The sequence below is a fragment of the Kitasatospora sp. NPDC022856 genome (genome assembly GCF_055561235.1).
Genome location: NZ_JBVHHE010000010.1, coordinates 59,955 through 79,029 on the forward strand (window position 1 = coordinate 59,955; position 19,075 = coordinate 79,029).

16 protein-coding genes are annotated in these 19,075 nt (G+C 75.3%); 9 read left to right on the plus strand and 7 right to left on the minus strand.

Annotated features, from left to right (window positions below; all coding sequences use genetic code 11):
• Positions 1 to 14 precede the first annotated feature (14 nt).
• Positions 15 to 716, plus strand: coding sequence for a helix-turn-helix domain-containing protein (locus ACZ34W_RS14560; protein ID WP_465604008.1), 702 nt, complete (start codon positions 15 to 17; stop codon positions 714 to 716).
• A 103-nt stretch (positions 717 to 819) separates the two neighbouring features.
• On the opposite strand, the gene ACZ34W_RS14565 is transcribed toward ACZ34W_RS14560, so the two are convergent.
• On the minus strand, positions 820 to 1,347 hold the full coding sequence (locus tag ACZ34W_RS14565) for a GNAT family N-acetyltransferase (protein WP_465604010.1): 528 nt from the start codon (positions 1,345 to 1,347) through the stop codon (positions 820 to 822).
• A 647-nt stretch (positions 1,348 to 1,994) separates the two neighbouring features.
• On the opposite strand from ACZ34W_RS14565, the gene ACZ34W_RS14570 reads away from it, so the two are divergent.
• From ACZ34W_RS14570 to ACZ34W_RS14595, 6 genes are all read left to right on the plus strand, one after another.
• Positions 1,995 to 3,242: an 8-amino-7-oxononanoate synthase family protein gene (locus tag ACZ34W_RS14570; protein ID WP_465604012.1), complete on the plus strand. Its 1,248-nt coding sequence runs from the start codon at positions 1,995 to 1,997 to the stop codon at positions 3,240 to 3,242.
• A complete protein-coding gene (locus tag ACZ34W_RS14575; protein WP_465604014.1) occupies positions 3,239 to 4,843 on the plus strand; it encodes a carboxyl transferase domain-containing protein in 1,605 nt (534 codons plus the stop codon). The genes ACZ34W_RS14570 and ACZ34W_RS14575 overlap by 4 nt, the downstream gene beginning before the upstream one ends.
• An 8-nt stretch (positions 4,844 to 4,851) precedes the next feature.
• Positions 4,852 to 6,972, plus strand: coding sequence for an acetyl/propionyl/methylcrotonyl-CoA carboxylase subunit alpha (locus ACZ34W_RS14580; RefSeq protein WP_396488033.1), 2,121 nt, complete (start codon positions 4,852 to 4,854; stop codon positions 6,970 to 6,972).
• A 100-nt stretch (positions 6,973 to 7,072) separates the two neighbouring features.
• On the plus strand, positions 7,073 to 8,335 hold the full coding sequence (locus ACZ34W_RS14585) for an ATP-grasp domain-containing protein (protein WP_329490383.1): 1,263 nt from the start codon (positions 7,073 to 7,075) through the stop codon (positions 8,333 to 8,335).
• Positions 8,332 to 9,633, plus strand: coding sequence for an MFS transporter (locus ACZ34W_RS14590; RefSeq protein ID WP_465604016.1), 1,302 nt, complete (start codon positions 8,332 to 8,334; stop codon positions 9,631 to 9,633). The genes ACZ34W_RS14585 and ACZ34W_RS14590 overlap by 4 nt, the downstream gene beginning before the upstream one ends.
• Before the next feature lie 300 nt (positions 9,634 to 9,933).
• Positions 9,934 to 10,749 (plus strand): helix-turn-helix transcriptional regulator, encoded by an 816-nt coding sequence (locus ACZ34W_RS14595; RefSeq protein ID WP_465604018.1) that lies wholly within the window; start codon positions 9,934 to 9,936, stop codon positions 10,747 to 10,749.
• Positions 10,750 to 10,815: 66 nt separating this feature from the next.
• On the opposite strand, the gene ACZ34W_RS14600 is transcribed toward ACZ34W_RS14595, so the two are convergent.
• Both ACZ34W_RS14600 and ACZ34W_RS14605 read right to left on the minus strand, forming a co-directional pair.
• Positions 10,816 to 11,250 carry a protein-tyrosine phosphatase family protein gene (locus ACZ34W_RS14600; protein WP_465604020.1) on the minus strand — a complete coding sequence of 145 codons (435 nt, stop codon included), beginning with the start codon at positions 11,248 to 11,250 and terminating at the stop codon, positions 10,816 to 10,818.
• A 95-nt stretch (positions 11,251 to 11,345) separates the two neighbouring features.
• Positions 11,346 to 12,755 carry a helix-turn-helix transcriptional regulator gene (locus ACZ34W_RS14605; protein WP_465604022.1) on the minus strand — a complete coding sequence of 470 codons (1,410 nt, stop codon included), beginning with the start codon at positions 12,753 to 12,755 and terminating at the stop codon, positions 11,346 to 11,348.
• Between the two features lie 155 nt (positions 12,756 to 12,910).
• Here ACZ34W_RS14605 and ACZ34W_RS14610 point away from each other — a divergent pair, with 155 nt between their 5' ends.
• Positions 12,911 to 13,840: an NADP-dependent oxidoreductase gene (locus tag ACZ34W_RS14610; RefSeq protein ID WP_465604024.1), complete on the plus strand. Its 930-nt coding sequence runs from the start codon at positions 12,911 to 12,913 to the stop codon at positions 13,838 to 13,840.
• Between the two features lie 126 nt (positions 13,841 to 13,966).
• Positions 13,967 to 14,752 carry an SDR family NAD(P)-dependent oxidoreductase gene (locus tag ACZ34W_RS14615; RefSeq protein WP_465604026.1) on the plus strand — a complete coding sequence of 262 codons (786 nt, stop codon included), beginning with the start codon at positions 13,967 to 13,969 and terminating at the stop codon, positions 14,750 to 14,752.
• Positions 14,753 to 14,798: 46 nt separating this feature from the next.
• On the opposite strand, the gene ACZ34W_RS14620 is transcribed toward ACZ34W_RS14615, so the two are convergent.
• The 4 genes from ACZ34W_RS14620 to ACZ34W_RS14635 form a co-directional block, all read right to left on the minus strand.
• Positions 14,799 to 15,470, minus strand: coding sequence for an ABC transporter ATP-binding protein (locus tag ACZ34W_RS14620; RefSeq protein ID WP_465604028.1), 672 nt, complete (start codon positions 15,468 to 15,470; stop codon positions 14,799 to 14,801).
• A 106-nt stretch (positions 15,471 to 15,576) separates the two neighbouring features.
• Positions 15,577 to 16,344 (minus strand): ABC transporter ATP-binding protein, encoded by a 768-nt coding sequence (locus tag ACZ34W_RS14625; protein ID WP_465604030.1) that lies wholly within the window; start codon positions 16,342 to 16,344, stop codon positions 15,577 to 15,579.
• Positions 16,341 to 18,317 (minus strand): branched-chain amino acid ABC transporter permease, encoded by a 1,977-nt coding sequence (locus ACZ34W_RS14630; protein ID WP_465604032.1) that lies wholly within the window; start codon positions 18,315 to 18,317, stop codon positions 16,341 to 16,343. Before ACZ34W_RS14630 ends, ACZ34W_RS14625 begins: the two co-directional genes overlap by 4 nt.
• A 13-nt stretch (positions 18,318 to 18,330) precedes the next feature.
• On the minus strand, positions 18,331 to 18,960 hold the full coding sequence (locus tag ACZ34W_RS14635; protein ID WP_465604034.1) for a hypothetical protein: 630 nt from the start codon (positions 18,958 to 18,960) through the stop codon (positions 18,331 to 18,333).
• Between the last annotated feature and the right edge of the window lie 115 nt (positions 18,961 to 19,075).

Sequence of the window (19,075 nt, forward strand, 5' to 3'; positions counted from 1 at the left end):
ACCGGAGGCACCCCATGAACGGCGACCGCACCGACCCCGTGAAGTCCGTGAAGCCCGTGAAGCCCGGGGAGCCCGTGACGCCCGTGGAGCCCGTGGAGTCACTGGAGACCGGGGAGCCCGTCGCGCCGGTGGCCGGTGGCGACGACGTCGACGAGATCCTCGCCGGCATCGGGCCGCGGCTGCGGGCCCTGCGCCGCGACCGCGGGCTCACCCTGGAGGCCCTCGCGGAGACCACCGGGATCTCGGTGAGCACGCTGTCGCGCCTGGAGTCGGGCAAGCGGCGCCCGACCCTCGAACTGCTCATCCCGCTCGCGCGCACGCACCGGGTCGCCCTGGACCAGCTGGTCGCGGCCCCGGCGACCGGGGATCCGCGCCTGCACCTGAAGCCGCAGCACCGGGAGCGCGGCAACGTCCTGGTGCCGCTGACGCAGTACCCGGGCCGGGTCCAGGTGTTCAAGCAGGTGCTCGCCCACCGCGAGCCCAAGATGGTGACCCACGCCGGTTACGAATGGCTGTATGTGCTCGCCGGCGGCCTCCGGCTCATTCTCGGCGAGCGCGAATTCACCCTCTGCCCGGGCGAGGTGGCCGAGTTCGACACCGGTGAGCCGCACTGGTTCGGCCCCGTCGACGCGAACGCGGTGGAGATCCTGCACCTGTTCGGCCCACACGGCGACCAGGCCGTCGTACGTACCGGGTCTGCCAGGCAGGCTCCTTGACGGTCCGTCCGTTGGGGCCCGGCCGTCGCGCGGGTGGCCGCGCCACCGCCGGGCGGCGCCATCTCGGCGGCGCCGCCCGGCGGTTCGGGGTGCGGGTCGGCGGCTAGATGCCGAAGGCGTCGGCCCAACGGACCGTCCCGGACGGCAGCGGGTGCCGGTCGTCCAGGCTCAGCGCCATCCACGCCTCGTCGGGCGCGTCGACGGTGAGAACCAGTCCGTGCGCGGAGGCGCGGACGAAGTCGAACCGCGGGTAGTACGACGGGTGTCCGAGCAGCACGACGAAGCGCTCGCCGAGGCCCCGGGCGGCGTCGAGCGCCGCCCGGACCGCGGCCGAACCGGCGCCGGAGCGCTGGTGGTCCGGATGCACGGATACCGGGCCCAGCGCGAGCGCCGGGACATCACCGATGAACGCGCGGCTCAGCACCGCATGGCCGACGGGGGTGCCGGCCGGACCGGTGGCGACGACGGAGAGGCCGTCGATCCAGCCCTCGTCGGTGCGCAGCACGGCGAGCAGGTCGGCCTCCGCGGGCCGGCCGAACGCCGCGAGGGTGAGGGCCTGGACGGCCGGGACATCGGCGTCGGACTCGACGCGGGTCTGCCAGGAGGAAGCGGACGAAGACGGAGAGGACATGGTGGAAACCCTTGGCTGAAGGGCCCGTCGCGGCGGCGCCGCGCACCCGCGGCGCGGGGGCGGAAGCCGTCAGACCAGGGCCCGGGGAGTGTGAACCGTCGCCTGGGCGCTGCGCGGTACGGGCGCAGCCGTCGTCACCGTGGCCACTGGTCCACCTCCTTCGCCGAGCTCGTCGTCCTGTCGTCCGGTCCGGACCAGTCGAAGGTAACACGGACAGCGGAACGGACGCCCCCGGTTTTCCGGCCGGCCGCCGGGCGGCGCGGACGGAGTCCGCGATCGGGCGCGCGTCAATGGCGATCGACCGGCAAATAACTTCCGGTGCACCCGTCGGATGGTGGTCTGTCCAGTTTTGCGAGGCGGCAAAAATCTTCCGGTTGACAGTCGTCGCAGCGTATTGAATTCTTTCAATCGCCGGGGAGCCGCGCAGCTCTTCGGACCAAATAGCGATCGACTCCGGGGGCCGGCAGAGCGAGCGGTGCAGGAATCACTGGATCATGCGAGCGGCCGGACGGTCGGCGCCGGCCAGTCCGGACGGATGTCCGGACGCGGTTTCCACGAGTACGCCTGATCACCCGGAATTTGTGATGCCGAAAAGGCCCCGGGGAGGGCCCGGCATTTCCGTACCGAAATTCAACAAGGAATCTGGCGTGCACTCATACATGAACATCAAGAAGTCCGCGCGAATCAGCCACGACTTCTGGGAGGTCACCGCCGCGGCCGGGATGTTCGACATCGTGGTGTCCGGCCTCGGCGACGGGCGGCACCGGACGCTGGCCGACGGCCACGAGTTCGTGAACATGTCGTCGTACTCCTACCTCGGCCTCGACACCCACCCGCGGATCGTGCGGGCGGCCGCCGACGCGGTGCTCGCCGAAGGGGCGCTCAACAGCTCGACCTCGCGGATGCGGATCCGGTTCGGATCGCTGCGGGACGCCGAGACGGCGCTCTCCGAGCTGTTCGACGTCGAGGCGCTGACCGTCGCCTCCTGCGCGGCCGCCGCCTGGGCGAGCCTGCCGCTGCTGGCCTCCGGGCTGCTGACGGACGGCGTCGCGCCGCTCATGGTCTTCGACAAGAACGCGCACTTCTGTCTCAACGCGATGAAGCCCGCGGTGGCCGACGAGGCGGAGATCGCCACCGTCGCCCACAACGACGTGGACGCGCTGGAGGACCTCTGCCGCAAGCACCCGCAGGTCGCCTACGTCGCCGACGGCGTCTACAGCACCGGCGGCGCCGCGCCGATCCCCGAACTGCTGCGCCTGCAGGAGAAGTACGGGCTGTTCCTGTTCTTCGACGAGGCGCACGGCGTCTCCACCGTCGGCGAGCGCGGCCGGGGCGCCGTGCTGGAGGCGATGGCGGCGAACGGCGGGATGAACGACCGCACGCTGATCATCACCTCGCTCAACAAGGGCTTCGGCGCCTCCGGCGGCGCGATCTTCCTCGGCCGCAACGGCTCGCAGCAGCGCCGCGACACCGCGCTGCGCAACGGCGGCCCGCTGATGTGGTCGCAGCGCATCAACACCGCCGGACTGGGCGCCATCATGGCCTCCGCGGAGCTGCACGGCTCCCCGGAGCTCAAGGAGCTCCAGCTCAGGCTCCAGGACAACATCGCGCTCTTCGACTCGCTGGTGGAGACCTCCTTCAACGGCGACGGCCTGCCGATCCGCTTCGTGGACATCGGCTCCGAGGACGCCACCATCCGCCTCGCCGGATCGCTGCTGGAGCGCGGCTACTACACCTCGCCGATCTTCTTCCCGGTGATCGGCCGGGGCAAGGCCGGGCTGCGGCTGATGCTGCGCGCCAACATGGCCGAGGCCGAGATCCGCGACTTCTGCGGCGCGCTGAACGACGGCCTGCGGGCCGAGGCGGCCCGCGAGCCGGGGCAGGACCAGCGATGACGGCCCTGCGCTCGCACATCGACTCCTCCGCCGAGGTCTTCCGCCGCAACGCCGCGGCCTTCGACGAGAAGCGCCAGGTCATCGCCCGGGCCCGGGCCGCCGCGATCGCCGGCGGGGACGAGCGCTCGCGCCGGCGCCACACCGAGCGCGGCAAGCTGACGGCCCGCCAGCGGGTCTACCAGCTGCTGGACCCGGGAACGCCGTTCATGGAGCTGGGCCAGCTGGCCGGGCACGAGGTGTACGACGAGCACGTGCCCTCGGCCGCGCTGGTCACCGGCATCGGCATGGTGAGCGGCCGCCCGGTGGTGGTCTTCGCCAACGACGCCACGGTCAAGGGCGGCAGCTACTTCCCGCTCACCGTGGAGAAGCAGCTCCGGGCCCAGCTGGTGGCCCGGGAGAACGGCCTGCCCTGCATCTACCTGGTGGACTCCGGCGGGGTCTACCTGCCGCTCCAGGAGCAGCTGTTCCCCGGCGAGTACCACCTGGGCCGGATGTTCCGGAACATCGCCGAGATGTCGGCGCTCGGCCTGCCGCAGATCGCCGCGGTGATGGGCAACTGCACCGCCGGCGGCGCCTACATCCCGTCGATGTGCGACGAGACGGTGATCGTCCGCGGCACCGGCACGGTCTTCCTGGGCGGCCCGCAGCTGGTGCGCGCGGCCACCGGCGAGGTGGTGGACGCCGAGACGCTGGGCGGCGCCGACCTGCACACCCGGGTCAGCGGGGTGGCCGACCACCTCGCCGAGAGCGACGAGCACGCCCTGTCGATCGTCCGGGAGATCATGGCCCGGGACGGCCGGCCGGCCCTCAGCCCGCCGCCGCAGCCCCCGCGCGCGCCGCTGTACGACCCGGCGGAGCTGCCCGGCATCGTCAGCGCCAGCCTGCGCGAGCACATCCCGGCCCGGGAGATCCTGGCCCGGCTGCTGGACGGCAGCGAACTCGCCGAGTACCGGGCCCGGTACGGGCCGACCATCGTGTGCGGTACCGGCCACATCGGCGGCTACCCGGTGGGCGTGGTGATCAACGACGGGGTGCTGTTCCCGGAGAGCGCCCAGAAGGCCGCGAACTTCATCGAGCTCTGCACCCAGCGGGACATCCCGCTGCTGTTCCTGCACAACATCAACGGCTTCATGGTCGGCGCCGAGTACGAGGCCGACGGCATCGCCAAGCACGGCGCCAAGCTGGTCAACGCGGTCTCCACGGCCAAGGTCCCCAAGTTCAGCCTGGTGATCGGCGGCAGCTACGGCGCCGGCAACCTGGCGATGTGCGGGCGCTCGATGGGCCCCCGGCTGATGGCCATGTGGCCGAGCGCCAAGTCCACCGTCGTCGGCGCCGAGCAGACCGCGACGGTGATGGCGCTGATCCGCAGCGACCAGCTCGCCAAGGAGGGCAAGGTCCTCTCCCCCGAGGAGGAGGAGTCGATCCGGCGCCCCATCATCGAGACGTACGAGCGCCAGTCGCACCCGCTCTACTACGCCGCCCGGATGTGGGTGGACGCCGTGGTGGACCCGACCGAGACCCGTGAGTGGCTGGCGCTCTGCCTCGCCATGTCCGCCGACGCCCCCAAGCAGGAAACGCGCTTCGGCGTGTTCAGGATGTGATGACGGAAATGATCAAGCGTCTCCTGATCGCCAACCGCGGCGAGATCGCCCGGCGGATCGCCCGCACCTGCCGCCGGCTCGGCATCGAGTACGTGGCGGTACACTCCGACGCCGACCGCTCCTCGGCCCACCTGGCGGGCGCCGTCGAGCGGGTCCGGATCGGCCCCGCCGCGGCCGCCGAGAGCTACCTGGACGTCGACGCGCTGGTCGACGCCGCCGTCCGGACCGGCTGCGACGCCGTCCACCCCGGCTACGGCTTCCTCTCCGAGCACCCCGGCTTCGCGGCGGCGGTCGCCGGGGCCGGGCTGGTCTGGGTCGGCCCGGACGCCGCCACGATCACCGCGATGGGCGACAAGTCGACCGCCCGCGCGCTGATGGCCGCCGCCGGGGTCCCGGTGCTGCCCGGCTCCGGGACGGCCACCGAGTCGGCCGAGGAGATCCTGGCCGACGCCGAGCGGATCGGCTACCCGGTGATCCTGAAGCCCGTCGCGGGCGGCGGCGGCAAGGGCATGCAGGTGGTCCGCGCGGCCGCCGAGCTGCCCGAGGCGGTGGCCGAGGCCGTCCGGCTGGGCCGCAGCAACTTCGGCGACGGCCGGCTGCTGGTCGAGCGGTACGTGGAGCGGCCCCGCCACATCGAGGTCCAGGTCTTCGGCGACGACCACGGGAACGTGGTGCACCTCTTCGAGCGCGAGTGCTCGCTGCAGCGCCGCCACCAGAAGATCGTCGAGGAGGCCCCGGCCGCCAACCTGGCGCCCGCCGTCCGGGCGGAGCTGCTGGAGGCGGCCGTCCGCGGCGCCCGGTCGCTCGGCTACGTCAACGCCGGCACCTTCGAGTTCATCCTGGACGCCACCGACCGCTGCTACTTCCTGGAGGTCAACACCCGGCTCCAGGTGGAGCACCCGGTCACCGAGGAGATCACCGGCGTCGACCTGGTGGAATGGCAGCTGAGAGTCGCCGACGGGCAGCGGCTGCCGCTCGACCAGCACGAGATCACCGCGACCGGCCACGCCGTCGAGGTCCGCGTCTACGCCGAGGACCCGGCCGACGGCTTCCGGCCCGCGCCGGGCCGCGCGGCGGCGGTCCGCTGGCCGGCCGGCATCCGGGTGGAGGCGGCGTTCGACGACACCGGATCGGGCACCGACGGGGCCGCGTCCGGCTCCGCCGCGCCGGAACCGGCCTTCGCGGGCGGTCCGGGCGGTGACGCGGCCTTCGGCGGAGCCGTCTTCGGCGGCGGCGCCGAGGTCCCGGCCTTCTACGACCCGATGTTCGCCAAGCTGATCGCGCACGGCCCGGACCGCCCGAGCGCCCTGCGCCGGCTGCTCCCGGCCGTCCGCGACACCGCCCTGCCCGGGCTGACCACCAACCTCGGCTTCCTCGCCGAACTCCTCCAGGCCCCCGCCGTGGTCGCCGGGCGGATGGACACCCACCTGGTGGACGCCCTGGTCTCGACCGGGACCGGGCAGTCGGGGCAGGGCGAGCCGGCCGGCCCCGCCGGCCGCACCGACCGGGTCCTGGCCGCCGCGGCCTGCGCGGCCGCGATGCAGCTGCCGCCCGTCGACGACGCCCCCGCCTCGCCGTGGCACGGCGCGGTCGGCCCGTTCGACCGCCACCGGCTGGACCCGGTCGCGCCGTTCGGCCGGGTCGTGCTGCGGCACGGCCGGCGGACGCTGCAGGCCGGACTCACCGGACGGCGCGGCGCCGCCGTCGACGTCCAGGTCGAGTCCACCCCGTTCACCGTCACGGTCGCCGCCGTACCGGGCCACCCCGGCCTGTACCGGGGCACCGTCGGCGACCGGCGCTGGACCGGTCTGCGCAGTCCCGCCGGCTGGGAGCTCTCCGTCGACGGGCACCGGGTGGCGCTGGCCGCCCAGAGCTTCGCCGAGGGCGGCTCCGGGGCCGCCGACAACGCCGTGAAGTCGCTGATGCCGGGCACGGTGGTCGGACTGCTCTGCGAGGTCGGCGACCGGGTCGAGGAGGGGGACGCCCTCGTCATCGTCGAGGCGATGAAGATGGAGAACCGCATCCTCGCCCCGTTCTCGGGCGTCGTCACCGCGATCCGCTGCGCCGTGCGCGACCTGGTGGCGACCGAACAGGTCCTGGTCGAACTCGACGCCGACGCCGAAGCCTGAGCGCCCGACCCGCCCGATCCGCCCGACCCGCCCGACCCGCCCCACCGCCCCCGTCAGTTGAAGTAGCACCCCCCGCACCACGCACGCAAGGAGCCCTCTCATGCCCGCTGAACCAACCCCCCGGAAGCTGCTGCTGGTCGGCGGGGTACGGGCGGTGCCGCTCGGCCTCGACATGGCGCGGCTCGCCCTGGACCAGGCCCACGCGCGCGGGCTGCGGACCCACCTGACGAACCAGGAGGCCGTCCTCGCCGCCACCCCCGGGGTGGCCGAACAGGCCGGCGCCGTCTCGGCGGTGGACTTCGCCAACCCCGGCGAGTCCGCCGCCTGGGCGCGCGACCGGGCCGCCGCGGGCGAGCGCTTCGACGCCGTCCTCGCCCTCCAGGAGATGGCCCAGGTGGCCGCAGCCGAGACCGCCGAGGCACTGGGCCTGCCGGGCAACCCGGCCGAGGCCGTCCGACGGGTCCGCACCAAGGACGCCTGCCGGACCGCCCTGGCCGCCGCCGGCTTCCGGCAGCCCGCCGTCCGGCTCTGCGCGGACGAGGCGGAGGCGGCGGAGTTCCTGCGCGGCTCCACCGGGCCGTGGATCGTCAAGCCCCGTGACGCGATGGGCAGTACGGGCGTCAGCCGGATCACCGGGCCGGACGGACTGCCCGCCGCGATCGCGCTGCTGCCCGGCCGCAACCCCTTCCTGGTCGAGGAGTTCGTCCAGGGCGCCGAGTACAGCGTCGAGGGCCTCTTCCTCGGCGGCGAGCCGGTCGTCCTCGCGGTCACCGAGAAGGAGAAGGTGGAGCCGCCGTTCTTCGTCGAGGTCGGCCACATCCTCCCGGCCGAACTCCCGGACACGCAGCGTGAGGAGATCGAGCGTCAGGTCAAGGCGGCGCTCGCCGTGCTGGGCCTGCGCGTCGGCGGCTTCCACGTCGAACTCTGGCTGAGCCCGGACGGCATCGTGCTCGGCGAGGTGCACGGGCGGTTCGGCGGCGACTGGATCCACCGGATGCTCGCCCACGTCGTCCCCGGCCTGGAGCTGTTCGGCCTCCTCTACGACGACCTGCTGGGCCTGCCGCGCGACGAGGCCGCGCCGACGCCGGTCCGGGCCGCCGCCGCCCGCTACCTCACCCCGCCGCCCGGCCTGGTGACCGCGGTCGAGGGGTGGACGGAGGCGGCGAACCACCCGGACGTGCTCTACGCCGACCTCGCGGTCGGACCCGGCGGCACCGTCCGCCCGCTGCGCACCTCCGGGGACCGGGCGGGCGTGATCGTGGTCGGGGCCGACACCCCGGACCAGGCCCGCAAGCTCGCCCGCGAGCTGGCCGACTCGGTCCGCTTCACGGTGGAGCCGGCCCGGACGGTGGAGCCGGCATGACGCACACGGACGCCCCGCCCCGGGCGGCCGGCCTGCTGAGCCGGCTGACCGCCACGCTGCTGCCCGCCTCCCGGCAGGGCCGGATCATGGCCGCCGGGACCACCGTGGACGCGGTCGCCAACGGCCTCTACCTGGCCACCGCCACGCTCTACTTCGTCCGCTACCTCGACATCACGGCGGTCGCGGTCGGCACCGCGATCGCCGCGGCCAACATCGCCGGCCTGCTCAGTCCGCTGGTCTTCGGCCCGCTCGCGGACCGGCTCGGCGCCCGGCCGGTCTACGTGGCGCTGACGCTGGTCCGGGCGCTCGGCTTCATCGGGTACGCCCTGGTCGGCAGTTACGCCGGCTACCTGGTCGTCACCTGTCTGACCATCGCCGCCGCGCGGGCCTGCTCACCGCTGCTCCAGGTGATCGTCGGCGAGTTCGAGGGGGCCGCCGAGCGGACGAAGACGATGGCCTCGCTGCGCGCCATCACCAACATCGGCCTCACTGCCGGCTTCCTGCTGGCCGCCCTGGTGCAGGCCGCGCACTCCCGGGTCGCCTTCGTGGCGCTCTTCCTGTTCAACGCGGCCGCCTTCGCCGCCGTCGCGCTCGCCGTGGTGCGGGCCGGCCGGGTGGCGGGATCGTCGGCCGCGCCGGCTGCCGCGCCCGCCGAGGCCGGGGCGGAGGGCGGCTCCGGCTCGCCGTACCGGGACCGGCGGTTCCTGCTGGTCACGGCCGCCAACGCGGTGCTGATGCTGCACGACTGCGTGCTGTTCATCCTGTTGCCGCTCTGGGTGGTGGACCGGGCCGGGCTGCCGGCCAGTGCCAGCTCGGCCCTGCTGGCGATCAACACCGTGCTGACCGTGGTGCTCCAGCTCTCGGTGGCCCGGTTCGCCCAGGGGCTGGCCAAGGCGCTGCGGATGCTCCGGGTCGCCTGCCTCTTCCTGGTGCTGGCCTGCGCGTTCTTCGCCTTCGCCGACGGCCGGGGCAAGTACCTGGCGCTGGCCGCCGCGGTGGTCGCCGTCGCGCTGCTGACCGTGGGGGAGAACCTGCACGCCGTCTCGCGCTGGGAGATCTCCTACGAGCTGTCGCCGCCGGTGGGCCGCTCCCGCTACCTGTCGCTGTTCAGCACGGGCATGAGCGCGCAGCTGATCGTCGGCCCGTTCCTGGCCACCGGTCTGCTGCTGCCGGCCGGCGCGATCGGCTGGGTGCTGCTCGCCGCGCTGTTCGCGGGCGCGACCACCGTGACGGTGCTCGCCGGCCGCACCGGCATCCAGAAGTCACCGGCCGTTTCCCAGGAGGCGCTGACCGGCTGATGTCACTCTGCGTTGCTTGAACGATCACAACCGAGCAAGTACAGTCCCCCTAGAGCGTGTCAAGGGCCACGCGGGCACACCGGGGGGTGGACTTCATGCTGCGACGCTCGGTCGCGACGTTCCCCGGTCTGCCTTTCCGATGTCGGTCCAGCCACTGAACCAGTCGTTCAGCAAGGGGACTTGTCATCACCGACCGGGCTGACGAACCATCAGCCGCGCCGGTACTTCGGGCTGTCCGAATTCGACACGTCCCCCCTCGGGGCCGTCATCGTCGAATGCAGGAACAGACCGGAGTGAGCCATGGTGCTGCGCGAGGCACTGAGCATCCCCATCCCCCTCGACCACGAAGCGTCGACCACCGCCGAACTCCCCGGCCTCGCCAGTCTGCTACGCGACTGGCGAGGCCGGGCCGGCCTGCGAATGGGGCTGGCCAAGCCGCTGCCCCAGATGGTCGTCGCCACCAGACTCGGCATGAGCGAGCGCTGGTACCGCGACCTGGAGCGAGGCGGCACCGCCCGCTTCGACCCCAGACTGCTGGCGCTGCTCGCCGACGTGCTGCTGCTCGACGCCGACGAGCGCGCCACCCTCTACCTCTACGCGATGGGCGGCACCCCGGCCGCCGGCCCGGCCCGGCCGGAGGACCTCACAGCCCTCCAGGAGCTGGTCGACCGGCAGATGCCGAGACCGGCCTTCATCGCCGACCGCGCCTGGACCCTCGTCGGCCACAACCGGGCCGCCGCCGAGTGGTTCCCCTGGATGAGCAGGCCCGGGGCCAACTTCGCCCGCTGGGTGCTGACCGCCCCGGAGGCCCGCGAACAGGTCGCCGACTGGACGTGGCAGGCCCGGATGACCCTCGCCATGATCCGCTTCGCGCTGGCCCGCTACCCCGGGGACGAGTCGGTGGTCGCCCTGCTCACCGACGTGCTGCGCGACCCGGTCTGCCGCCGGCTCTGGGCCGGCCGGGCCTGCGTGGTCGCCAACCGGGACGGCGACCGCTTCGGCCTGCGGCTGCCGCACCTCTCGCCCGAACCGATCGAGACGGTCGCCCAGGTCCTCACCCCCGGTGGCCGACCGGACCTCAGCTTCGTCGTCCTGGGGCCGCCGCCCGGGGTCTGACCGCGGGGTGCCCCGGGGCCGCCGGCCCCGGGGTCCGAGCGGGGGTCGGGGCGGCCGGGCGCGGCGTCAGTGGAAACGCGTCACGAACCGGCGCTGCCAGGGGGTCTCGACGGCGCGCCGGTCGTAGTGCTCCCGCACGAAGGCGACCGCCCCGCCGGCCGGGACGCCGTCCAGCACGGCCAGGCAGGCCAGCGCGGTCCCCGTCCGGCCGAGCCCGCCGGCGCAGGCCAGCTCGACCCGCTCGGACGCCGCCCGCTCCCAGGCCTCCCGGAGGGCGGCCGCCGCCTCGGCCCGGTCGGCGGGCAGCCGGAAGTCCGGCCAGCGGAGCCAGCGGCTCGCCCAGGGGACGGCCGGCGGCCGGTGCCCCAGCAGGTAGAGGCCGAACGCGGGTTGCGGCCCGGGCGGCAGCGGCCGCCGCAGACCGCGCCCCCGGACGAGTCGGCCGGACGGCAGGCGCAGCACCCCGGCGGCGGTGGGGTCCCAGGTGGCGGAGACGGTCATCCGGCGAGCCTACGGCGCGTCCGGCCGGTCGCGGGCGGGGCCGGGCCGGAGCACCCGGCCGTTCCGTGCCGCGGGTCCGCGCGGGTCAGCGCGGGTCAGGAGGCCGCGTACAGGCCGGTCGGGGCGGGCAGACCGGCGCGGTGCGCCAGAGCGGCGGCCTCCCCGCGCGAGGTCACGCCCAGCTTGCCCAGGATGTTGGCGACGTGGAACTTCACCGTGGACTCGCTGATCAGCAGGGCGCCGGCGATCTCCCGGTTGCGCCGGCCCCGGGCGAGCTGGTCGAGCACCTCCAGCTCCCGGGGCTGCAAGCCCTCCAGGGGGTCCGGCCCGCCGGTCGCCGCCGGGGCGCTCAGCGGCAGGTCGACGGTGACGGTGGTGCCCCAGCCGGGAACGGCGTCCACCGCGAGCCGGCCGCCCACGGCGGTGATCCGGTCCGCCGTCCGGTGCACGGCCAGGGTGTCGGCGCCGAGCAGGCCCGGGCCGTCGTCGCGCACCACGACCCGCAGGACGTCCGCGACGAACTGCCAACTCACGTGCAGGCGCGCCAGACCGTCCTGTTCCATCATGGTGAGCACGGCCGACCGGACGGCCGCCCGGGCGGTGTGCGCGATCTCGGCGGGGAGGGAGCGCCCGCCCGCCGCCGGGGCCGGCAGGTCGAGCCGGACGGGGCTGTGCCGCAGCAGCGGGCGGATCTCGTCCGCGAGCCGGGCGAAAGCGGTGGCAGCGGGCTCCTCGCTCAGCTCCCGGTCGAGGTCGGCGCCCGCGCTCAGGTCCAGCAGCGCGCCGACGGCCAGCTCGGTGGCGCTGCGGCGGGCGGTGGCGTCGTCCAGGGCGGCGGAGCGCAGCGGCGCGAGGATCGCGGAGAGCGCCGAGGCGTGCGCGCCGCTCAGCTCGGCGATGGCCCGGGCCCGGGCACCGGCGGAGGCCCGTGACGTGGCGGCGTACGCGGGGGCGGCGTCGACGGCCCGGTGGTGGGAGTGGGTGACCAGCAGCTCCCAGAGCTGCTGCAGGACGGCGAGCGGCTGGTCGGGCAGCCGCTCGCCGCCCGTCCGGACCAGCACCAGCAGGGCGCCGTTGCTGCCGGGCGGGGCGGCGGAGACCGCGACGGCCGACCGCGGCCGGCCCGCCAGGACCGCCTCGCCCTGCCAGGGCAGACCGGGTGCCACCGCCTCGGCCAGCCGGGCCAGTTCCCGGGTGGTGATCCGCCCGGTGAGCTCGGTCGGACCGTGGGCGAGGGCGGGGGAGTAGGTGCAGACGCCGCTCAGCTGGGCGAGGGCGGTGTGCGGGACGAGATCGGCGAGGACGCCGGAGAGGCGCGGGAGGAGCTGTGGCCTCGGCGCCCCCAGCACCGCCACCACCCGGGCGAGCACGTCCTCGGGGCGCTCCCAGCCGCGCTGCCGGTGCCCGGGGTGCCCGGCTCCTTCCGGGGCCTGCGCCGCGTTCCCGGCCCTCGCGTGCCCAGTCGCCGCGCTTCCCGCCCCGTCGCCTGCCCCGTGGTTCGCCATGGGTTCCAGCCTAGTCACCCGGTCCGCGCGGGTGCCTGGCCGTTCGGCCAGGCGGAACCGGCCGAACGGCGGGCCGGAGACCGCCCCTCCGGCGACCAGGCTGGAGACCGTCAGACCGACGAACTCTCCGACCAGTGAAGGACAGTGGGACTCCCATGACCAAGGCCATCGCCTTCTCCGCATTCGGCGGCGCGGACGTGCTGCACCCGATCGAGATCGACCTGCCCGCTCCCGGCCCCGGCCGGATCCGGATCGCCGTCCGGGCGGCGGGCGTGAACCCGGTGGACCACAAGCTGCGCAGCGGCGCGATGGAGGGCCTGTTCCCGGTGACCTTCCCGCACGTCGCCGGTTTCGAGGTGGCGGGCGTGGTGGAGGCCGTCGGCGAGGGGGTGGACGAGTGGGCGCCCGGGGACGAGGTGTTCGGCTCGGTCCGCGGCGGCGGCTACGCCGAACACGCCGTGGTGGGCGCCGGCGACGTGGTCCGCAAGCCGGCCGGGCTGAGCTGGGAGCAGGCCGCGGGGCTCCCGGTCGCGGCCGAGACGTCCTGGCGGGCGCTCCACCTGCTGGGCGTGGAGCGCGGCCAGACGCTGCTGGTGCACGGCGCGGCGGGCGGGGTGGGCACGATCCTGCTGCAGTTCGCCCGCTCGCGCGGGATCCGGGTGATCGGCACCGCGAGCGAGGCCAACCACCCGTACCTGCGCGAGCTGGGCGCGATCCCCGTGACGTACGGCGACGGTCTGGCCGAGCGGGTCCGGGCGGTGGCGCCGGAGGGGGTGGACCGGGTGCTGGACGCGGCCGGCCAGGGTGACGTCCTGCCGCTCTCGATCGAGCTGGCCGGCGGACCGGAGCAGGTGCTGACCATCGCCGACCACGAGGGCTCGGCCGAGTACGGCGTGCGGTTCAGCGCCGGCTCGGACACCGTCCGCCACCACGGCCCCGCGCTGGCCGCCGTGCTCGCGCTGCACGAGGATGGCACGCTGCACCTCCCGCTGCACCAGGTGTTCCCGCTGGCGGAGGTGGACCGGGCGCACCGGGTGAGCGAGCAGGGGCACGTCCGGGGCAAGCTCGTCCTCACCGTCGGCTGACGCCGGCGCCGGGGCGGTCCGCCGGGTGCCGCGGTCTGCGGAGGGGTGGAGCCGCCCCGATCGCGGCCTGACCCAACTGTGCGGTGTGCCGGTTCATCTGACGGTCGGTCGGTAGAGTCCGGTGCCATGGCTGATGCGATCGAATCCCCGGGCGCGGGGCGGCTGGCGGGCAAGTCGTGCGTGGTGACGGGTGCGGCGAGCGGGATCGGCCGTGCGGTGGCCGAACGCTTCGCCCGGGAGGGCGCGCGGGTGGTCGCGACGGACCTCGACGCCGAGGGTCTGCGGCGGCTGGCGGACGAGCTGCCGCAGGCGGTCAGTACGGTGGTCGGCGACGTCTCCCGCGAGGACGACGCCCGCCGGATGATCACCGCCGCCGTCGAGCGGCACGGCCGGATCGACGTCCTGGTCGCCAACGCGGGGGTGCTCCCGCTGTCGGAGATCACCGAGGCCGACGCCGAGGAGTGGGACCGGGTGATGGCCGTCGACGGCCGGGGGATGTTCCTCACCTGCAAGTACGCGATCGAGGCGATGGCCGGGCCCGGCGGCGCCGGCGGTGCGATCGTCTGCCTCTCCTCGATCTCCGGCGAGGCCGGCCAGCGGGGCCAGGCCGTCTACGGGCCCGCCAAGTTCGTGGCGTCCGGCCTGACCAAGCACCTGGCCGTCGAGTGGGCCGACCGCGGCATCCGGGTCAACGCCGTCGCTCCCGGCACCATCACCACCGAGCGCGTCCGCCGCCTCCAGGACGAGCCGGGCGGCTCCGACTACCTGACGGCGATCGAGAAGCTGCACCCGATGGGCCGGCTCGGCACCCCCGCCGAGGTGGCGGCGGCGGTCCTCTTCCTGGCCTCCGACGACGCCTCCTTCATCACCGGCGCGGTCCTCCCGGTGGACGGCGGGTACCTGGCGCAGTAGGGCTCGCCGGCCCTGGGGCGTGCGTGCGGGTGGTTCCCCGGACCGGTCACCATGCCCCGGCCGGTCGGCCGACGAGCTCGGCGGGCTCCCCGGAGAAGCCGACCTCGCCCCGGTGCAGCACATGGACGACGGCCGCGCCGGTGAGGCTGCGCGGGAGCGACCGCGCGGTCAGCACGACCGCCCGGCCCTCGGCGGCGGCCGTGTCGAGCAGGTGCGCGTGCAGCCGTGCGGCCACGGCCGGGGCCAGCCCCCGGTCCGGCTCGTCCAGCAGGAGCAGGCGCGGCCGGCCGGCCAACGCACGTGCCAGGGCGACCAGTTGCTGCTGCCCGCCGGAGAGCGTCCCGGCCGGCCGGGGCAGCAGGGCGGTCAGTTCGGGGAGGAGCGCGAGCACGGCCTCGGCGGGGGCGCCGGCGAGGCCGAGGTGCTCGGCCACCGTGAGCGAGGCGAACACCGCCCGCTCCGCCGGTACCAGCGTCAGCCCCAGCCGAACCCGCTGGTGGACACCGAGCGCCGTGATGTCCCGCCCCCGCCAGACCACCCGGCCGGCGGCGGGCCGGACCAGCCCGGCCAGGGCGTGCAGCACGCTGGTCCGCCCGGACCCGTTGCGGCCGAGCAGGACGGTGACCGCACCGGCGGGGAAGGCGAGGTCCACCCCGTGCAGGGCCTCCAGCGGTCCGTAGCGGACGCGGGCGCCGTGGAGTGCGGCTTCGACGGTCATCGGGTGCTCGCCCGGGTCGCCCGGGCGGTGCGGTCGGCGGGGGAGGCGGGGGCCGGCTCGCGGAGGGCTTCCGGTGGTCCCTGGCGCACACGGGCGGCTTCGACGGTCACGGGGCGCCCACCCCGGCCCCCGGCGCGGCCCCGCCCCAGGCCCGGGCCACCCGGGCGTCGGCGAGCACGGCCGCCGCCGGTCCGCAGGCCACCACCCGGCCGCCGGCCATCGCGTACACGGTGTCGGCCAACTCGCCGACCAGGTCGGGGTCGTGCTCGACCAGCAGCAGCGCCATGCCCCGGTCGGCCAGGCCACGCAGGACGGCGGCCAGCCGGGCGGTCTGGGTGGTGTCCAGGCCGGCCGCCGGCTCGTCCAGCAGCAGCACCTGCGGGTCGCCCGCCAGCGCGCGGGCCAGCTCCACCAGGCGCAGCACCCCGGTCGGCTGCGCACCGGCCGGCTCCGCCGCGAGGTCCTGGAGGCCGAACAGGGCGAGTGCGCGTGCCGTCGCCGTGTCGAGGGCACGCGCGTCCGGACGGCGGCGGTGCCGCTGCTCGGGGCCGATCCGGACGTTGTCGGCCACCGAGAGGGTCGGGAAGACGGCGATCTGCTGGAAGGTCCGGGCCAGGCCGAGCCGCACCCGGGCGTACGCGGGCAGCCGGGTGACGTCCCGGCCGCCGAGCAGCACCCGGCCGGCGTCCGGGCGGACCGTCCCGGCCAGGCAGTCGAACAGGGTGCTCTTGCCGGCGCCGTTCGGCCCGATCAGTGCGGTGATCCGCCCCGGTGGCGCGGTGAGGTCGACCCCGGCGACGGCCTCGATGCCGCCGTACCGGCGGATCACACCCCGAGCCGTCAGCCGGGCCCGGCCACTGTCCGGCGGGCTCACGGTCGGGCCTCCTCGCCCCGGGCGGCGGCCTGCCGGGCCGTGATCAGGGTGCGGATCCGGCGGCCGGTCGCGCTCAGGCGGCCCGGCGGCAGCGTGGCGGGCGGGTGCGCCGGGTGGCGGCGGGAGAGGCGGGCGGCGGCGCCGGCGAGGCCGCCCGGCAGGCGGCCGATCGCCGCCGCCAGCAGGCCGACCGCCACGGCCGACACCCCGGCCACCGTGCCCGCGTCCAGGCCGATCAGCAGCGCGGCGGCCAGCACCGCGCCGAGCGCGCTGTCCGCACCGGCCACCACCACCGCGGCGAACCAGAGCAGCCCGCGCACCGGATCGAACGAGGCCGGGTCGAAGGCGCGCCCGGCCAGGCCCATCAGCCCGCCGCCGAGCGCGGCCAGCGCCGCCCCGGCCACGAAGGCGAACAGCTTCAGCCCGGGCACGTTGACGCCTGCCGCGACCGCGCCCGGTTCGTGGTCGCGCATCGCGGTCAGGGCCCGGCCCGGCCGGCCCCGGTGCAGACCCCGCACCACCAGCAGGCCCAGCCCGAGCAGCACCAGCTCGGCCAGGTAGAAGGCGCGGTCGCCGGCCAGGAAGGCGGGCCGGTCCAGGGTGAGCCCGGTGGTCGCGTACGGCTGCTGGAAGACGAAGCGGCTCATCGCCGTCCCGACCGCGAAGGTGACCAGGGCCAGCGCCGGACCGCGCCGCCGGATCGCCGGCCAGCCGGTGAGCAGTCCGAGCGGGGCGGTGGCCAGCACCGCGAACAGCAGCGCGGGGACGGCGGACAGCGGCGGGACGGCCGGGATCCGCCCGGACATCAGCAGCGCGGTGCCCAGCGCGCCGAGCCCGGCGTACCCGGCCTGGCCGAGCGAGATCTGCCCGCCGTACCCGGTCACCACCACGATCGAGAGCAGGACCAGGGCGAGCGCGGGCACCAGCAGCGCGCTGCGCAGGTCGTTGTCACGGAAGCCCAGCGGCAGCAGGAGCAGCACCAGGCAGACCGCCCGGGCCGCCCGGCCCCCGCCGGCCGGCCCGGGCACCGCGAGCGGGGCGCGGTCGCCCGCGCCGCCGGTGATCCGCGGCCCGGCCAGCAGCGCGGCGGCCAGTAGCGCGACCACGAACAGGTTGGCCTGCACCGCCTGCACCAGCGGCAGCAGTTGGCCGGACGGCCGCAGCCTGGTCAGCTCGGCCTGCGCGATCCCGAGGCCGAGGCCGGTCACCACCGCCACCGTGATGCTGCGCAGCCTCGCCGCCACCGCGACCGCCATCGTCTCCATCACCAGCAGCGGCAGCCCGTACGGGTCGAGCAGCAGGTACGGCGCGAGGGCGACGCCGACCAGCCCGGCGGTGAAGGAGCCGAACGCCCAGCCCGCCGCCGAGACCCGGTCCGCGTCCACCCCGGCCAGCCGGGCCAGCCGGCGGTCGTCGACGACGGCCCGCACCTGGAGGCCGAACGGGGTGAAACGGGTGGTGGCGGCCACCGTCAGGGCGAGCACCAGGACGGCGGCGAGCTGCGCCACGGTGTCGGGGCGCAGGGTGTGCCCGCCGGGGAGGGCGAGCGGTTCGGCGCCGAACGGGGACGGCGCGCCGCTCAGCGGGGCGGTGCCCCAGACCAGCACCGCCACCCCGATGAGCAGCACGAACACGCCGAGACCGGCCACCATCGTCTCGGCCGTCCCGGCGCCGCGCCGTTGCAGCGGCCGGTAGACCAGGATGTCCAGCAGGACGCCGAGCGCGGGGGCGACGAGCAGCAGGCAGAAGGCGAGGGCCGGCCAGACCGGCCAGTGCCGGACGACCACCAGGTCGCGCAGCAGATAGGCGATGAGCATCGCCTGGGCACCCTGGGCGAGGTTGAGCACCCCGGTCGCGCGGTGGCAGACGACCAGGCCGATGCCGCTGAGGGCGGCCGCGCTGCCGACGGTGAGACCGGCCAGGGCGAGGTCGACGGTCAGGCCGAGGGAGTCGAGGGGAGGGGTGTCGGGCACGGGCGGCACCCCCTCAGCCGGCCGGGTGGGCCGGGTCGGCGGGGTCGGCGGGCGCGTCCGGGGCGGCCGGCGCGCAGATCCGGCAGGGATGGAGCCCGCGTGCCCGTACGGCGGCGGCGTCGACCGGCCGCGCGCCGTGCTTGCCGGTCACCAGCGGACAGTCGGGCCGGTGGTAGAGCGTGCCCTCGGCGACGGCGAGCAGACCGGTACCGGGGGCGGCGGGCTCCTCCGGCGCCGTGGCTTCCTCCGGCTGCTCCGGTTCGACCAGGAGGGTGTAGAGCCGTTCGACCCGTCGGTCGGTCAGGTCGTCCGCGGTGGGCGGGGTCGGCGGGGCCGGCGGCCGACCGGGTGAACGCAGGGCGACCAGCACGATGCCCGCCACGATCAGCGCCGCACCCGGGACGGTGGAGGAGGCCAGATAGGGGATCTGCTGTTCGACGAAGGCCTCGCCGGAGACGCCGTACCAGCCCAGGACGCACAGGGCCGCCCCGGCGGCCGCGAGGATCCAGCCCGGCCACTCGCGGGCGCCCGGGGCCGTGCGGGCCGCGCGGGCGGCCGAGCGCAGCAGCCCCCGGCCGGGCCGCCCGGCCGCCCCGGTCGGGGTGGTCTGCGGCTTCTCGCGCTCGGATTGCGATTCGTCCATGGATCCGCCTTCATGGTGTCACGTGCGACATTTCCAGGATCGGCCTGGGACAGCATCCGGAGAGCGGCGGTCCGGACCGCGCGGCGCCCCCGAGCGGTCGGCGCCGACCCGGGCG

What these genes read in the sequence shown, in the direction of transcription:
- ACZ34W_RS14560 (WP_465604008.1), top strand. Translation starts at nt 15, where the DNA reads ATGAACGGCGACCGCACCGACCCCGTGAAGTCCGTGAAGCCCGTGAAG.
- ACZ34W_RS14565 (WP_465604010.1), bottom strand. Translation starts at nt 1,347, where the DNA reads ATGTCCTCTCCGTCTTCGTCCGCTTCCTCCTGGCAGACCCGCGTCGAG.
- ACZ34W_RS14575 (WP_465604014.1), top strand. Translation starts at nt 3,239, where the DNA reads ATGACGGCCCTGCGCTCGCACATCGACTCCTCCGCCGAGGTCTTCCGC.
- ACZ34W_RS14580 (WP_396488033.1), top strand. Translation starts at nt 4,852, where the DNA reads ATGATCAAGCGTCTCCTGATCGCCAACCGCGGCGAGATCGCCCGGCGG.
- ACZ34W_RS14585 (WP_329490383.1), top strand. Translation starts at nt 7,073, where the DNA reads ATGCCCGCTGAACCAACCCCCCGGAAGCTGCTGCTGGTCGGCGGGGTA.
- ACZ34W_RS14590 (WP_465604016.1), top strand. Translation starts at nt 8,332, where the DNA reads ATGACGCACACGGACGCCCCGCCCCGGGCGGCCGGCCTGCTGAGCCGG.
- ACZ34W_RS14595 (WP_465604018.1), top strand. Translation starts at nt 9,934, where the DNA reads ATGGTGCTGCGCGAGGCACTGAGCATCCCCATCCCCCTCGACCACGAA.
- ACZ34W_RS14600 (WP_465604020.1), bottom strand. Translation starts at nt 11,250, where the DNA reads ATGACCGTCTCCGCCACCTGGGACCCCACCGCCGCCGGGGTGCTGCGC.
- ACZ34W_RS14605 (WP_465604022.1), bottom strand. Translation starts at nt 12,755, where the DNA reads ATGGCGAACCACGGGGCAGGCGACGGGGCGGGAAGCGCGGCGACTGGG.
- ACZ34W_RS14610 (WP_465604024.1), top strand. Translation starts at nt 12,911, where the DNA reads ATGACCAAGGCCATCGCCTTCTCCGCATTCGGCGGCGCGGACGTGCTG.
- ACZ34W_RS14615 (WP_465604026.1), top strand. Translation starts at nt 13,967, where the DNA reads ATGGCTGATGCGATCGAATCCCCGGGCGCGGGGCGGCTGGCGGGCAAG.
- ACZ34W_RS14620 (WP_465604028.1), bottom strand. Translation starts at nt 15,470, where the DNA reads ATGACCGTCGAAGCCGCACTCCACGGCGCCCGCGTCCGCTACGGACCG.
- ACZ34W_RS14635 (WP_465604034.1), bottom strand. Translation starts at nt 18,960, where the DNA reads ATGGACGAATCGCAATCCGAGCGCGAGAAGCCGCAGACCACCCCGACC.